This is a genomic window from Streptomyces glomeratus (assembly GCF_021462825.1).
GTDB classification, from domain to species: Bacteria; Actinomycetota; Actinomycetes; order Streptomycetales; family Streptomycetaceae; genus Streptomyces; species Streptomyces glomeratus.
The window spans coordinates 25,915-39,262 of the sequence record NZ_JAKEEB010000034.1; the positions used below are offsets into that span (position 1 = coordinate 25,915).

17 protein-coding genes are annotated in these 13,348 nt (G+C 65.4%); 13 read left to right on the forward strand and 4 right to left on the reverse strand.

What is annotated here, in order from left to right:
- Positions 1 to 157: 157 nt before the first annotated feature.
- From mycP (LZ604_RS28665) to LZ604_RS28700, 8 genes are all read left to right on the forward strand, one after another.
- The gene (mycP, locus tag LZ604_RS28665; protein ID WP_234518608.1) at positions 158 to 1,402 is read left to right on the forward strand and encodes a type VII secretion-associated serine protease mycosin; all 1,245 of its coding nucleotides are present in this window, start codon (positions 158 to 160) and stop codon (positions 1,400 to 1,402) included.
- Between the two features lie 50 nt (positions 1,403 to 1,452).
- Positions 1,453 to 1,803, forward strand: a complete 351-nt coding sequence (locus LZ604_RS28670; protein WP_234518610.1) for a hypothetical protein — start codon at positions 1,453 to 1,455, stop codon at positions 1,801 to 1,803.
- Between the two features lie 41 nt (positions 1,804 to 1,844).
- Positions 1,845 to 3,407: a hypothetical protein gene (locus LZ604_RS28675; protein WP_234518611.1), complete on the forward strand. Its 1,563-nt coding sequence runs from the start codon at positions 1,845 to 1,847 to the stop codon at positions 3,405 to 3,407.
- Between the two features lie 123 nt (positions 3,408 to 3,530).
- Positions 3,531 to 4,814: a type VII secretion-associated serine protease mycosin gene (gene mycP, locus LZ604_RS28680; protein ID WP_234518613.1), complete on the forward strand. Its 1,284-nt coding sequence runs from the start codon at positions 3,531 to 3,533 to the stop codon at positions 4,812 to 4,814.
- Between the two features lie 289 nt (positions 4,815 to 5,103).
- On the forward strand, positions 5,104 to 5,430 hold the full coding sequence (locus tag LZ604_RS28685) for a DUF6317 family protein (RefSeq protein WP_234518615.1): 327 nt from the start codon (positions 5,104 to 5,106) through the stop codon (positions 5,428 to 5,430).
- The gene (locus tag LZ604_RS28690) at positions 5,430 to 6,710 is read left to right on the forward strand and encodes a putative T7SS-secreted protein (RefSeq protein ID WP_234518617.1); all 1,281 of its coding nucleotides are present in this window, start codon (positions 5,430 to 5,432) and stop codon (positions 6,708 to 6,710) included. The genes LZ604_RS28685 and LZ604_RS28690 overlap by 1 nt, the downstream gene beginning before the upstream one ends.
- Before the next feature lie 34 nt (positions 6,711 to 6,744).
- Positions 6,745 to 7,449 (forward strand): hypothetical protein, encoded by a 705-nt coding sequence (locus LZ604_RS28695; protein ID WP_234518618.1) that lies wholly within the window; start codon positions 6,745 to 6,747, stop codon positions 7,447 to 7,449.
- A gap of 28 nt (positions 7,450 to 7,477) precedes the next feature.
- Positions 7,478 to 8,119, forward strand: a complete 642-nt coding sequence (locus tag LZ604_RS28700; RefSeq protein WP_234518619.1) for a hypothetical protein — start codon at positions 7,478 to 7,480, stop codon at positions 8,117 to 8,119.
- A 221-nt stretch (positions 8,120 to 8,340) separates the two neighbouring features.
- On the opposite strand, the gene LZ604_RS28705 is transcribed toward LZ604_RS28700, so the two are convergent.
- On the reverse strand, positions 8,341 to 8,673 hold the full coding sequence (locus tag LZ604_RS28705) for a hypothetical protein (protein WP_234518620.1): 333 nt from the start codon (positions 8,671 to 8,673) through the stop codon (positions 8,341 to 8,343).
- A 33-nt stretch (positions 8,674 to 8,706) separates the two neighbouring features.
- Here LZ604_RS28705 and LZ604_RS28710 point away from each other — a divergent pair, with 33 nt between their 5' ends.
- Positions 8,707 to 8,991, forward strand: coding sequence for a hypothetical protein (locus LZ604_RS28710; RefSeq protein WP_234518621.1), 285 nt, complete (start codon positions 8,707 to 8,709; stop codon positions 8,989 to 8,991).
- Positions 8,992 to 9,082: 91 nt separating this feature from the next.
- On the opposite strand, the gene LZ604_RS28715 is transcribed toward LZ604_RS28710, so the two are convergent.
- Entirely contained in the window at positions 9,083 to 9,691 is a 609-nt protein-coding gene (locus tag LZ604_RS28715) for a hypothetical protein (protein ID WP_234518622.1), read from the reverse strand.
- Between the two features lie 34 nt (positions 9,692 to 9,725).
- Positions 9,726 to 10,262 carry a hypothetical protein gene (locus LZ604_RS28720; protein ID WP_234518623.1) on the reverse strand — a complete coding sequence of 179 codons (537 nt, stop codon included), beginning with the start codon at positions 10,260 to 10,262 and terminating at the stop codon, positions 9,726 to 9,728.
- 172 nt (positions 10,263 to 10,434) lie between these two features.
- Here LZ604_RS28720 and LZ604_RS28725 point away from each other — a divergent pair, with 172 nt between their 5' ends.
- Genes LZ604_RS28725 through LZ604_RS28740 form a run of 4 tightly spaced genes read left to right on the forward strand, consistent with a single transcriptional unit; the run spans position 10,435 to position 12,500 of the window.
- Complete coding sequence (locus LZ604_RS28725) at positions 10,435 to 10,761, forward strand: hypothetical protein (protein WP_234518624.1); 327 nt, start codon at positions 10,435 to 10,437, stop codon at positions 10,759 to 10,761.
- Between the two features lie 25 nt (positions 10,762 to 10,786).
- The gene (locus tag LZ604_RS28730; protein ID WP_234518625.1) at positions 10,787 to 11,929 is read left to right on the forward strand and encodes a WXG100-like domain-containing protein; all 1,143 of its coding nucleotides are present in this window, start codon (positions 10,787 to 10,789) and stop codon (positions 11,927 to 11,929) included.
- Positions 11,926 to 12,102: a hypothetical protein gene (locus LZ604_RS28735; RefSeq protein WP_234518627.1), complete on the forward strand. Its 177-nt coding sequence runs from the start codon at positions 11,926 to 11,928 to the stop codon at positions 12,100 to 12,102. Before LZ604_RS28730 ends, LZ604_RS28735 begins: the two co-directional genes overlap by 4 nt.
- Positions 12,099 to 12,500: a hypothetical protein gene (locus tag LZ604_RS28740; RefSeq protein WP_234518628.1), complete on the forward strand. Its 402-nt coding sequence runs from the start codon at positions 12,099 to 12,101 to the stop codon at positions 12,498 to 12,500. Before LZ604_RS28735 ends, LZ604_RS28740 begins: the two co-directional genes overlap by 4 nt.
- Before the next feature lie 171 nt (positions 12,501 to 12,671).
- Here the strand turns inward: LZ604_RS28740 and LZ604_RS28745 are convergent, their stop codons facing one another.
- Positions 12,672 to 13,328 carry a hypothetical protein gene (locus tag LZ604_RS28745; protein ID WP_234518630.1) on the reverse strand — a complete coding sequence of 219 codons (657 nt, stop codon included), beginning with the start codon at positions 13,326 to 13,328 and terminating at the stop codon, positions 12,672 to 12,674.
- Positions 13,329 to 13,348 lie beyond the last annotated feature (20 nt).

Below are 13,348 nucleotides of genomic sequence, written 5' to 3' on the forward strand. Positions count from 1 at the left end.
TGACGCACCCTCACATGCGTCGGCGCCTCTTCACACACACCGACATGACCCAGCTTCGAAGGAAGCAAGCAAGCCCTGGGGGCCTGACATGGGGGGCCTGACAGCCCGTACGCGTAGCCGCGACAGTGGAAGCCGCGCACTGCGGTGGGCCTTCGGCGTGCTCGCAGCCACGGGAATCTGCCTCGCCTCGACCCCGCCGGTACCGGCACCGGCCGCCCCGGGGGTGCCGACGCGCCTCAGCGACTCCGGCCGCCCGGGATTCGGCCTGTCGGCCAGCACCGAGTGCGTCTTCGGCGGCGGCGTCATCAAGCCCACGCCCTGGTCGCTCCAACGGATCCTCCTGGACCAGCTGCACGCGCAGGCGACGGGCAAAGGGGTCACCGTCGCGGTGATCGACACCGGTGTCGACGACTCCAACGTCCAGCTCAGGGGCGCCATGGCCCCCGGAGGCGGCGACTTCGTCGGCTCCACGGACGGCACCCAGGACCTCGAGGGCCACGGCACCCGGGTCGCGGGCATCATCGCGGCCCGCCCGCTGAAGGGCACCGGTTTCGAGGGCCTGGCACCCGACGCCAAGATCCTTTCCTTCCGCTATGCGGGCGGTCAGGACAAGCAGGGTGACTCGCGGACCATGTCGCGTGCGATCAGCGCCGCGGTGGCCAAGGGTGCGAAGATCATCAACATCTCCTCGGACACCGCGAACAAGCAGGACAACACGGAACTGCGGAACGCCGTGGCGGCGGCCGTACGATCGGGCGCCCTGATCGTGGCGGCCGCCGGCAACGACGGAGCCGACGGCACTTCGGCGAAGACCTACCCCGCCTCGTACCCGGGCGTGCTGGCGGTGGCGGCCTCCGACCGCAACGACGAACGCGCCTACTTCTCACAGGCGGGCGACTTCGTGGACGTGGCGGCGCCGGGCGTCGACATGGTCTCCACCGTCCCGAAGGGCGGCCAGTGCACCGCCGACGGCACGAGCTTCGCGGCCCCGTACGTCGCGGGCATCGCGGCCCTGCTCAAGGAGAAGCACCCGAACTGGACGGCGGCCCAGATCACCACCCGAGTCGAAGAGACCGCCGGGCGCCCGGGCCGCGGCCCCAACCGCTACATCGGCTGGGGCGTCGTCGACCCGGTCGCCGCCCTGTCGGACGATTCCACGCCGGGCAACACGCCCCAACCGGACCCGCCCATGGCGGCCAGGTCGGGAGGAGTCGTCCCGATGTCCGTGACGATGGGTGAAAGCGAAACGGACCGGCAACGCCGGGTCGCCGTGTACGTGCTGGGCGTGGGCCTGCTGCTGGTGCTTGTGATCGCGGGAAGCGGCATGGCCCTGAGGGACTGGCGCAGCAAACAAGCCGCAGGGCCTGGACGGACCGGACTTCCGGGCCAGAGGACGACTTGAGCACCGAGCCGGTGCCGAGAACTTGGAAACAGGGGAGAGGACAACGGGGTATGAGCAACGGAATGCGGGTCGATCTGAGCGCGCTGGATGAGGTCATCCGCAAGCTCTGGGCGTTGCTGGACGACATGGACAAGGCCGGCACCACGTCGAAGTACGACACGGAGATTCCGATGGACGCCTTCGGCCAGTCTTGCTATTTCACAGAGGCCAGGGACCTGCACGGGGCTCAGGGCGACATGAAGACCAAGATCGAAGGCATCATCAAGCAGCTTCACGAGTTGATAGACGACTTCAGCACGAAGACCTCGAAGGTCCGAGACAAGTACAACGACAAGGAACACGAGATCAAGCGAGGCGTGGGGGATGGCTCGGGTGGCTCCAAGAAGAACCAGCTGGCGTAGTCGTCGTTTTCCGGAAATAGCACTGACGAGGGGAGTTGGCCGTGGCCGACGCTAGAGGGGACTACGAGGCCAGCAAGCAGTACGCCGCGCACCAGGATAAGGAGAGGAAGGAAGAGCACAAGAAGGACCACGACCGCCTCATCGAGTCGGACAAGGTCGCACACCAGGGCCATGGCGGACGCCCCACAGGCCTCAAGACCGACTTCATGTCCTACTCGATCAACGGCCTGCGCCAGATGATCCTGGACTCCAACCCCGGCAAGGTCGCCGAGGTCGGCGGTCACTGGAAGAAGGTCCACGAGATCCTCTCCGGCGGCGACGGGGACGGCAAGACCGGCGGCGTCGACACGCAGCCGGCCAAGGGCAGCATCGCCGGGCTGCTCCAGACTGCGGTCGACAACGTCCTCGAACACTGGGAAGGCCAGGCGGCCGACGCCTTCCGCCGCAAGGCGGACCACATCGGCGTCCAGATCCGCAACGGGTCCGCGCACGCCAACTTCATGGCGGAGCAGCTCTTCGCGATCAGCAAGGACCTCGACGCCTCCAAGGCGAAGATGGAGGAGATCAAGGAACCCTCCCTTGCCGAGCGCGCGAGCGACAAGCTCAACGACGACGGCCGCGACGACTCCCAGATGAAGAAGGACCTCGCCTCAGGCGTCAGCGCGGACACGGCCGCCAAGGCGAACGAGAAGAACCTTTCACTCACCAAGGAACGGCAGTTGCAGGCTGTTGCGGTGATGGAGGAGTTGGCGGCCAACTACAACGTTTATGCGAAGAACCTTAGTCAGAGTGGGCAGAGAGGCGAGAAGGAAGGAGTCACGCCACCGAACAACAACGTGACGATGCCTCCCCCCGTCTCGCCCCCCAGCGTGTCACCTGCGGGGCCGGGGACAGGGCGTGCGGCCAATAAGCCGTGGAGCGCAGGCCCAACGACCAGCATCAAGCCAGCTCCCGCAGTTCCTGGCAACCGGGGCATCTCGGGAGGCCTCCCGGCTCCTCGAGACGGCGGCATCCACGGAGGATCGCAGCTTCCTACCGCTAAGACGAAGGTTGACGACATCGCGCCTCTCCCGACGCCGGGAGCCGGCCCAGGAGCTCGAGGGTTCGGCGACGGCGGCGGTGGCGGCGGTATCCGCGCGGCTGGAACTCAGACTCCGGACATTGTGAGTACTGGCGGAGCATCCAGTCTGCCGCGCGGCGGTCTTGGCCTGCCGGGGGGTCGCAGTGGCCTGGCTGGCGGCGCCACGGCAGCAGGTCGCGGTGCCGGAGGTCGGTCCGGCATGGGCGGCATGGGCGCTGGAGGTGGCGCGGCGGGTCGAGGCGGTGCCAGCCTTGGCGGCCGTGGAGCACTCGCGAGGGCCCGTGGCGGTGTGATCGGCGCGGCCAAGGGAGTCACCAAGGGTGCCGGTGGCGGCGCGGGCCTGCACGGCAGCCGCGGCGGAACTCAGCGAGGGGCCATGGCCGGAGGTATGGGCGGCCGCAACGGCCGACGCTCCGAGGAAGAGAACAGCCACGGCGAGCGTCCCGACTACCTTGTCGAGGACGAAGAGACCTGGATCTCGGAAGAGGACCGCAACCGCAACGTACCGCGGACCATCGAGTAGGTATCCAACCGGGGCGGGCAGAGAGCCATCGACTGCCCATGTGTGAAGGCTGGCGGGGTCAGCCCTAGCTGAGTGAGGAGCAAGGAATTGGGTTTCAAACGAGTGTCGGCCGCGACGGGAGTCGTGGCCCTGACAGGAGCCTTGCTCCTCACTTCAGCCCCCACTGCCTCAGCGGATTACATCCGCGACAAACAGTGGGTCATCGACGTTATGAACTTCAAGAAAGTTTGGTCAGAATCAGAGGGGCAAGGTGTCACTGTTGCAGTTGTCGACACCGGAGTAGACGGCAGTCACCCTGACCTCACGGGACAGGTCCTAGAAGGAAAAGATTTCACGGGTAAGGGCGGAGGTGTCCACAGTGATTTCACTGGTCACGGCACCGGAATGGCTAGCCTCATCGCGGGGCACGGGCATGGAGCGGATGGCTCGTCAGGCGTAATCGGCCTCGCGCGGAAGGCTAAGATCCTGCCAGTGAGGGCTGGAACGGGCAACGAATTCGATGACAACCAGTGGGCGCAGGGAGTCCGGTACGCAGTTGATCACGGCGCGTCCGTGATCAACCTGTCCTTCGGTGATTCTCTTGCTCGCCCCGGTTCGGAAGGCGCAAAGGCAATTAAGTATGCCCAGGAGCATGATGCCGTTGTCGTCGCATCGGCAGGAAATGATGGCGCCGGTCAGTTGGAATACCCGGCCAAGCTGCCTGGAGTAATTTCAGTAGGGGCAGTCGATAATAATCTCACCCTGTGGGAAAATTCCAACTACGGCACAGGGCTGACGCTGACTGCCCCTGGTGTCAAGCTTGTCCAAGCTGATCCTACCGAGTCCAGCGGCTACGCGGAGGGAACAGGGACATCAGACGCTACCGCGTACGTCTCCGCCACAGCAGCCCTGATCCGCGCCAAATACCCCAACCTCACCGCAGGCCAGGTCATCAACCGCCTGATCAAGTCCGCAACCTTCCTCAACCACGATGTCAAGAAGGCACCCGACGAGGAGTACGGATACGGCATTATCCGCCCGTACAAGGCGCTGACGATGGACATCCCCGCCGGCCCCAAGGAGGGCCCCCTGGCCCAGGCGTCGCCGTCCACGTCCACGAACTCCGGCACCGCCTCCGGGGACAACGACAGCACGAGTAAAGTCAAGAAAAAGAAGAAGTCCTCCTCCGGAAGCATCTTCCTTATCGCCGGCGTCGCAGGCGTTGTGGTCGTCGGCGCCATCCTCTTCGCGGTAATCCGCAGCCGCCGCAACCGCGGCAGCGGCGGCCCCGGCTCCGGCGGCGGAATCCCTCCTCAGGGCACGGGCTACCCGCCCCAGCACCCCACGTACCCGCCTGCCCAACAGCCGTACCAGTCCCAGCAGCACCCCAGCCCATACACTCAGCAACCACCGCACCAGGGGCAGTAGGCACCTGGTCCAGGTCTCGATCAGACTGTTCACTGCGCCCAGTCCACGTTGGACGGGGCTGAGTCACTCACTATCTGGCCGATCGCGTATTGCGGCCTATTCAAGGTGTATGTGAGTGGTGTGCTTTCTGACGTCCCCTGACGTGGGCCGCCATCACTCATCCTTGCCGCCATCGACTTATGTGATCGAATCTTGTCCGGATTGGGTTGGTCAGAGAGATTCTCCAAGGCTTGTATGCCTCCATGCATGGTCTGTTCGGCATACCCGAAACCAGGATAGGAGCCGCTTCATGGGGGACCATTTCAAAACGGATACGGATCAGTTGGGGCAGTTCCTCAAAACTCTGGAGGGCTGCGTCAGGGATCTGAATGAGGCACGTTCGGCGTTGGCTCATGTTCGTGCGGACCAGATCGGCACCAAGCGTCTGGATGAGGCGTGCGACGGATTCCAGGCACGCTGGAAGTACGGATCCGAGCAGACCAAGCAGATGATCGACGCCGTCAGTGAAGGCGTGAAGTCCAACAAGAAGAGCTACGAAGAGGTCGAGGAAGCCTTGGAGAAGGCCTTCAAGCACATTGCAGAGCAGGGCACTTCAGGTGGAGGAAGCGCGAAGTAATGGCGGCGAATCCCTACCCCAACCTCGGCTGGAACCCTGTACCCGGCATACCCAGTGAAGTCAACGCGCTGAGGCAGAAGGTCGCTTCCGCCGCCACCGCGCTGCGTAGCTGCCACACACAGCTCGAGAAGCTGATCGGCGAGAGCAGCTACTGGGAAGGCGATGCGGCGAAGGCCTTCCGCGAGGCGATCGATGGTGAGCTGCCGACCTACATCAAGAATGCTGCCCGCTCCCTGGAAAAGGCGTCCGCGCAACTCGGTAGCTGGGACGGCTATCTTACGTCCAATCGCGACTTGGCAAGAAAGTACGACGATGCGGCGGCCGAGAAAAAGACCGCGATCGCATCGGCCAAGGAACGTCACGCCCAAGCCGAGCAGCACCCGGACCTCAAGCTCGCCGGCCAGAAGTTCCCCACTCAGGAAGAGGCGGACGCGGCGACGGTGCGGCTGCGTGCGGCTGAGCGCAGCCTCAACGAAGCGACCATCGCGCTGAACAAGGCCAATAGCGAGTACGACGACATCATTGCCAAGGCACAGACGCTGGAGACCACACACGCCGACAACGCCGAGACGGTCGCCAAGTCACTCGACGATGCCACGGACAAACTGGCACCGAAGGAGCCGGGTTGGCTGAGCAAGGCCGTCGACGCCATTTGGGACGGCATCAAGGCGACTGGTGATTTCCTGCTGGAACATGCGGGAACGATCGGTGCCATCGCCGGTCTGCTCGCCCTCTTTCCCACTCCGCTGTCGCCGCTGTTCGCAGGCATCGCGGTGGTGGCGAGTGCGGCGTCCATGTCCAAGAACTTGGCCGATCCGAAGTTCAGAAGCGACTTGTTCGGCGGTGGGAGCGGTATGGACATGTTCTCCGCATGGGCCTCCGTTGCCGGTGACACAGTCGGCATGATTCCGGGAGTAACGGCCCTGGGAATGGCGGCGAAGGAAGTGGCCGAGGGTGTGAGCATGGCGGGCAGAATGGGCGTAGCAGTGTCAAACACCGAGAAGGTTGGCGCCTTCGCCAGGGAGATTGTCCCCGCCTTCTCGAAGAGTGCCGCAGACGAAACCGCCGAGGCGTGGCGTCTTGCAGGGGAAAGCGCCGGTGGCTCGGGCAAGCTGATGGGTGCGATCAGCGCCAGCGGTCTGAACGTCGCGGCGAATCTGGTGTCCTCTGCGGAGAGCTTCGGACTGGTTTCCGATGACGGCGCCGAACACAACACCGCAGAAAGCACGAAGGCTGCTGCCACGCTGCACGACATTGCGGGGCTGTTGGGATGGGCGTAGAGAAAATCGCAGCGCCTGAAGGGCTGATCGCACAGTGACTGATGTCTTCACCGAGGCAGGGACCCAGCCGAAGCCCGTCCTCTGGTATGGGCTCCCGTACGGCTATCTACAGCTGGACCTCGACCCGCCCGTCGAGCGGGTCGTGGAACTGATCAAGCAGGTACTCAGTCTGCCGGACGACTTGCGCGACCGTGCGGAACGCGTCGTGCGGTTCTACACAGGCGTCGTGGGTCTGCTGAACGCGCAGAACGTGCTGGGGTGCGCAATGGGCCTGCACCCGGACGAGGGTGACGGATTCACATCCTCCGTGCTTACCGTGTCAACCTTCCCGGTAACCGCTGACAACGCCAAGCTCGTACTCGCCAGTCTGGCGGGAACCGCTGCCGACCGGCCGGACGAAGGCATGCGGCCGCTGGAGCTGCCGTGTGGAACGGGGTTCCTCGCGGAGAAAAGGCGACGCGCGCCCGCACCGGGCGTGCCGCCCGAGGGTAGTGACACGCCCCTGGAGGGTACGGTCTGGCAGGGGACAGTTGCGGTGACCGGCCCAGGCACACGCGACATCGCTGTGGTGCAGTTGGTGACATCCGCAGTGGATCTCGCTGATTCCTATCGGGACGTGCTGCTCGGCGTCGCGCACACTCTGTCGTTCACCGATCCTGCGCTTATGAATTCCGCAGACAGCGGCAGCGTCATTCCGGGATCTGGGCCTGCCGATGCTATCTGGAATGACTTCGGTTAGTTGAACACCAGAACCGGAAGGAGATGAGATGTCGGAGAGTCCTCCGGGAACTGCCACGCCCGAGGCCGTGCATGTCGAGCGGGTGATGAAGCAGAATTACATCGCCTTGGTCAAGCTTCTTGCTGTGCGAATAGTCGTTATTGCAGTCCTGATTGCGGTGCCGATGGCTCTTTACGGGGCGGGCGCCCCGAACAGCTTGTTCCTGGTGCTGCCCGTCATCCCTGCAATGTTCTTGTTGATCCTTACGGCCTACCGTCTTTGGGCCGGCGTCCGACTGGCCCAATGTCGGAAGGTGTTGCTCCACTACCCTCTTGAATTCCATACACGCGTGGTTAAGAAGAGTTCGCTCTGGACCGAGTACGGCACTGTTTTTGAGGTCAAGATCTCCACGCGGGGCGAGCACGGGGCTCCATTGATGAAAGCGATCAATGCCGCCGGTCGTCGCCGTTGGCCGGAGGGCACGGAGAACGGGGTGTGGGTCGCAGGGGACCTTGCTTTCGGTGGGGTGATGGTCGTGCCGGGTAGCAATGCGATGCTGTTCTTGAATCCTGCGGATTGGGACAAGCTGGCCCCCAGGCGGGAGGAGGCCGGAGCGGAACGTATCGCGCGAGCGCAGCAGGCAGGCATCAACAGGCGCAATTGGCGGAAGCCGATTCTGCTGCGCGGGTAGCTGACAGGGGGCCGGTCGTCGCTTCATCCAGTCCGTTTGGCAGGTACTGGCTCTGTATGCACAAGTGCTTGGACTCTCGGAGCCCTCGAGTGTCGTAAAGGCCTCACAGGCCGCCGGAGGAGCGCACGCACGGCTCGATCCCGGAGCTGCCCTCAGTGCCACGGACGCTCCCTTCAAGGCGCGGTCCGCAGATTCGAAGCCTCACCTGGATGGCAGAGCTGTTACGCGCAGGCGGCACAGATGGCGTGCCAGTTTGCGGAGTTCCTCAAGCCGTTCCAAGTGATGTTCAGCGACTTGCTCGTCATCTGGCTGGTCAACCTGCTAGCGGCTGACGCCGTCAACGCCATCCCCGTCGGCGGGCAGCTCGCCTCGGCGGCCATGTTCGCTCTGGCTGCGGCGCAGGCCATCCGGCTGATGGAGATGTGGGCGGAGGCGGCCGAGGCCTTCGACAAGGTGGCGATGGCCATGACCGCGCTGGGCGTGGCCATCTCCACGGCCGTCAACGGGTTCTCGGCCGCGGACGGCTTCCTCAGGTGGGCGGTGGCTACGACCACCGGGCGGTATAGCGGAGAAGACGGTCCCGGATCATGGAATTCTTCGGCGGCGGCTACGGGCTCGAGCGCTTCCTCACGCGTTGCCTCTATCCGAGCCTCGGATCGGTGCCGGTCTGCTGGTGCGCCATGGTCTTCTTCATCAAGGAAGAGGGCTGGCACTTCAGCTTCCTCCTCTGTGGCTTCCTTCCACCGGTCGCCGCCTATCTGGGGTTCAGGGGCAAACGGGAGATCCGTACGGGGACGGCGGCTGCGGCGGCCGCACTCGCCCTTGCCACACTGCCGCTGACGTTCGTGCCGGCGTCCCTCGAGATGTCGTAGAAGGATCGGCTTGTCGTGCGGCGACAGTGCCGTGGCGAGCACGTCGGCCCCGGCGCTCCCTCGTTTACGTGAAGACGCGCCGGGGCTTCCGTCACGTGAAGAACACCACCAGCATGCTGACGGCGAAGCCGATGACGCCTGCCACGATCAGTACGTAGACGGTGCGGAGCAGGCCCTGGCCGGCCGCCTGCCCGGAGCGGTGGACGTCGGAGGCGCCGCCGAAGGCGAAGCCTGTGGCGGTGAAGAAGAGGCCGAGGGCGAGGGGGACCAGGGCGCCGAACCACCACGCGCAGCCGACGGCGACGGCGCCGACCCAGCCGCTGTCCAGCTCGTAGGAGGTGTCGCCGGTCTTGCGGGCCTCCAGGACATGGCCGCGCTGGTAGAGGGCATCGCTCTTGAGCTCGGCGTTGAGGTCCTTGACGATGCCGTCGTCGGCGGTGAAGGTGCCGTAGCACCATCTGGTCTTGGTCCGCTTCCGCGAACTGCTCGCCGTGCTCCGGTACTTGTAGTCGACGGTGCAGGTCTGGACGGTGAGCTTGCCCGGTGTGGACGTGGCGTAGGTATAGGGGCCGAGATAGGCGCCGAGGGCCAGAAGGACGAGGCCTACGAGGAGCAGGCCGGCGCCGATGAGCCGGCCGAGGCCCGTTCGCTCTCCGGGTGCGGCGGCGTTCGTCGCGGCGTTCCCGTGTACTTGTGCCATTGGGGGATGACTCCTCAGAGTGCGGATACGGGCATCACAGGGCGAGTGAGCATACGAGCGCCGCCAGGACGCCCACGGCGGCGACGCCGCCCAGGACGGGGCCGGTGACGGTCGGGGCCGGCAGGCGCTGCCAGGAGTCCGCGAGGCCGGGGCCGTTGCGGGCGCCGAAACCGGTGAGAAGGCAGTAGATGCCGAATGCCAGCAAGGAGAGGCAGATCGCAAGGAGAGCGGCGTCTTTTCCGGGGGCCCGGTCCTGAGGCTGCTGGAAGGTGTCGTCCACCTGTACAACGGGAATTTTCGCCCCGGTTTCGAAACGCGATGAAGTCTGCACCACTACGTCTTGGTAGGCGGCCCCACCGTGCTGTGCGGTCCAGGTTCCGGTGCAGCTGAACTTGAGTTCCGTGGTACGCCGGTGTGTGCCGTAATGGGTCTTCGTGTGTGTTTCGCATGAAGAAACGGTGAGGATTCCATCCGTGCCCTCGCCGGCGAGTTCGCTGCGCAGTTCCGGAATGGTCACGGCGGCGACCACCGCGGCCACGAGAAGCAGCCCCAAGCCGAGGAGTCTTCCCACCCACAGGCTCCCTGTGCTGCCATAACGCGGCTGTACTGTCACCACTGTTGGTCGTCCCCCTGGGTAACTTGACGATCTCTTGACTAGCGGGTTGGCTGGGTCGTGCGCGAGGAGTCTAAGGTATCGGTCTGTCGTCCAATTTGACCTGCAGCAAGGGAAGTTCGGGGGATCGATGGCGTTCGACACCTTTAGCGTAGAGACGGCTGTGCTCCGTGAGCAGGGGCTGAACTTCATCGACCTCGGGGGCGATTTCGCGAACGCCTCCAAGCGGCTTCAAGACACTCTTGAAGGGCTTGGAGAGCCATGGGCGGACGCGGATTTCGGGGAGCTCTTCGGCGAGGTCTACACGCCGATTCGCGACGGAATCCTCACATCGATGGACAGCCTTGCGAAACGGGTCCAGCAGATCGGGCACAACCTCCAGGACATGGCGCGTGACTACGACGGATCGGACACGTCGAACAGCGGCCTGCTGAACGGGATTTCAGGCCGACTCTAATCAAACCAAATACGGGGCTATTGGCATGTCGCTCACTCTGCCCAGCGAGCTTGTCTGGGTGCTCGACCTCCTCGGTTACAGCTGGCCTGAGGCCGACGAAGAAGCACTGCATGAGGTCGCCGAGGCCTGGCGGAATTTCGGCGCGCAACTCGAAGAGATCCAGACGCAGGGCGAACGCTTCGCCCGCACCGTCGTCTCCAGCAACGTCGGCATGGCCGTCGACGGCTTCAGCAAGGTCTGGGGCGCCTACACCGGCGCGAACGGCGAGGACAGCTACATCCCGGACGCGAGGACAGCGTGCGAGGTGCTCGCCGTGGCCTTCGACGCGGCCGCGCTGGCGGTACTCACGGCGAAGCTGGCCGTGATCGCGCAACTCGTCGCCCTGGCCGTGGAGATCATAGCGGCGCAGGCGTCGGCTCCCTTCACCTTCGGACTGTCCGAGATCGGCGCCCTGGGCGCGACACAGTCCGCACGGTTGATCGTCCGGGAGTTGCTGGACAAGCTCAAGAAGGAGATCGTGGAGGCGATCACCAAGGCCATGGAACACGCTTCCATGGACGCCCTCAAGAAGATCGCCAAGCAGCAGCTCGAGAAGATCACCAAGGAGAAGGTCAAGCAGTACGCCAAGGAGCAGATCAAGGAGCAGGCCAAGCAGTTCGTCCAGGAAAAGGTGGTCGGCGCCGCCAAGGACAAGGCCAAAGAGGCCGCCATCGGTATGGCCCAGAACGTCGGCCGGCAGAGCATCGAGACCTACTTCGACGCACGGTCCGGCATCGATCTCGGAGAGACGGCAGACGTCGCCAAGACGGCGGCCGGCGAGTATGCGGACGGCCTCAAGAACGAGGTCACCGGGGGCGAGGGATCGGCCTTCGCCGACTACACGGACCTGAACTCGCATGTGGACAACGCCGTGGACACCGCGACGGAGAAAGTCACCGGGACGGTCGGGGCCCGTGTACAGCACGGTGCCGACGCGCTGGCCGGACACGGTGCCCGTACGACGCCGGCGTCCGACGGGGCCGAGGCGGCAGCGTCCGCGGAGGGATCCGGCTCCTCGGGCACCCCGCCTGCGTCCAACAGGACCGCGGCCACCGCCTCCGCGGCACGCTCCGGCTCCTCGCACGCCACGGGGAGCACGGACGAGTGGGCTCGAAACGAGTTCGGATGACGCCGCCGCCGTTTGTCACCGCCTTGGCCACTTCACCGCCTGACCACCTTTACCGCCTGAACACCTTCACCGCCTCGGCCACCGTCACCGCCTCGGCCACCTTCACCGCCTTGACCACCTTCACCGCCCTCACCGTCGACAGGGTCGACAGGAAGGATGCGCCGGATCCATGACCGCGGACCGGGAGATCCAGGACGAGGAACTCATGGGGATCGCTCACGACTCCGAGCAGGCGCTGCGGCTGCACCGCTCCCTGCGCACCATCGCCGACGCCACATCACTCGACCCGGCTCTGCGTGACATGGCGCGTGCGGTGCTGAGCGGACGTGTCGGCGTCGAGGACGCCTTCCAGGACGCGCGTTACACCGAGGCCGTTCACCAGCGGATCCACGAGATTCGCCGGGCGGCCGACGACCGGACGTACGTGGAACGCCGGCAGTCCCAGGACCGTTTCGCGGACTGGGACGCGCGACAGCAGGCGGAGCTGGACCGCGAACGTGCCGAGCGCGACGCGCCGGTGGGCGCCTCCGGCAGGAGAGGGCGGCCGGCTCAGCGCCGAGTCTCGGGGTGACTGCATCCTCACGGCGGTACGGGGATGAGGCAGGCGGCCGCCATGGCCGTGGGGCCTTGCCGTAGAGCGCAGGGCCGCTGCCCTCGTCGGTGCCCCGCGACGCAGGCCCGGCAAGAGCAGCAGGGCCGCCCAGGACGCTGACCAGGGCGGCCCACGGTGGCCCACGGCCCTTCAGCGCGAGGATGCGCGCGTACGCTCCCGGTGCCCCTTGCGATCCGGAACGCCCATGTAGCCGGCCGCACGCTCGGTCTCCCCGAACCACAGCCGGGGGACCTGCTGCCGGATCGCCGTGACCAGTGCCATCCGTGAACTCGCGGGGACGGGCAGGCGGTAGCGCAGCCGCGGGAGGGCGGGGTGCAGTGGTTCCTCGTCGCGGACCAGAGGCCAGAGGACCGGGTCGTCGCGGTCGATGGGAGCGTTGGGGCACAGCTCGATGGAGTAGATCTTCACTCCGCGCTTGCCGACCTCGCTCCAGTGCAACCCGACTCCGGCCAGGCTCTGCCAGGGGATGACGTTCTGCGCCTTGCCGTTGCCGACCCACAGCCCCGTGTGGTCGACGCTCACGCTCGAGTGCCGAGCCGCCCAGGTGGTGATCAGGCTGGTGACGCCGATGAAGCCCATGAACAGCCCGAGGACGATTCCCCCGATCCCCTTGGGGTTCGGCTCACCGTCCCCGAGGCCGGCGGCCACCGCTATGCCGCCGAACAGCACGAGGGCACTGATCGTGGTGAGCACGATGCCGAGGGGAATCATCCGCCGCGAGGCTCGCCGGCCGGTGGGCACGACGGTGGCGCTGGGGGAGGGGGTGAGCTCGCCGGAAAACGACATGGTGCGAAGTGTAGGGAGCC

Excerpts from the sequence above, each read along its gene's own strand:
- LZ604_RS28700 (WP_234518619.1), top strand. The coding sequence starts at position 7,478 with ATGTCGGAGAGTCCTCCGGGAACTGCCACGCCCGAGGCCGTGCATGTC.
- LZ604_RS28710 (WP_234518621.1), top strand. The coding sequence starts at position 8,707 with ATGGAATTCTTCGGCGGCGGCTACGGGCTCGAGCGCTTCCTCACGCGT.
- LZ604_RS28715 (WP_234518622.1), bottom strand. The coding sequence starts at position 9,691 with ATGGCACAAGTACACGGGAACGCCGCGACGAACGCCGCCGCACCCGGA.
- LZ604_RS28690 (WP_234518617.1), top strand. The coding sequence starts at position 5,430 with ATGGCGGCGAATCCCTACCCCAACCTCGGCTGGAACCCTGTACCCGGC.
- LZ604_RS28735 (WP_234518627.1), top strand. The coding sequence starts at position 11,926 with ATGACGCCGCCGCCGTTTGTCACCGCCTTGGCCACTTCACCGCCTGAC.
- LZ604_RS28670 (WP_234518610.1), top strand. The coding sequence starts at position 1,453 with ATGAGCAACGGAATGCGGGTCGATCTGAGCGCGCTGGATGAGGTCATC.
- LZ604_RS28740 (WP_234518628.1), top strand. The coding sequence starts at position 12,099 with ATGACCGCGGACCGGGAGATCCAGGACGAGGAACTCATGGGGATCGCT.
- LZ604_RS28685 (WP_234518615.1), top strand. The coding sequence starts at position 5,104 with ATGGGGGACCATTTCAAAACGGATACGGATCAGTTGGGGCAGTTCCTC.
- LZ604_RS28730 (WP_234518625.1), top strand. The coding sequence starts at position 10,787 with ATGTCGCTCACTCTGCCCAGCGAGCTTGTCTGGGTGCTCGACCTCCTC.
- LZ604_RS28725 (WP_234518624.1), top strand. The coding sequence starts at position 10,435 with ATGGCGTTCGACACCTTTAGCGTAGAGACGGCTGTGCTCCGTGAGCAG.
- LZ604_RS28745 (WP_234518630.1), bottom strand. The coding sequence starts at position 13,328 with ATGTCGTTTTCCGGCGAGCTCACCCCCTCCCCCAGCGCCACCGTCGTG.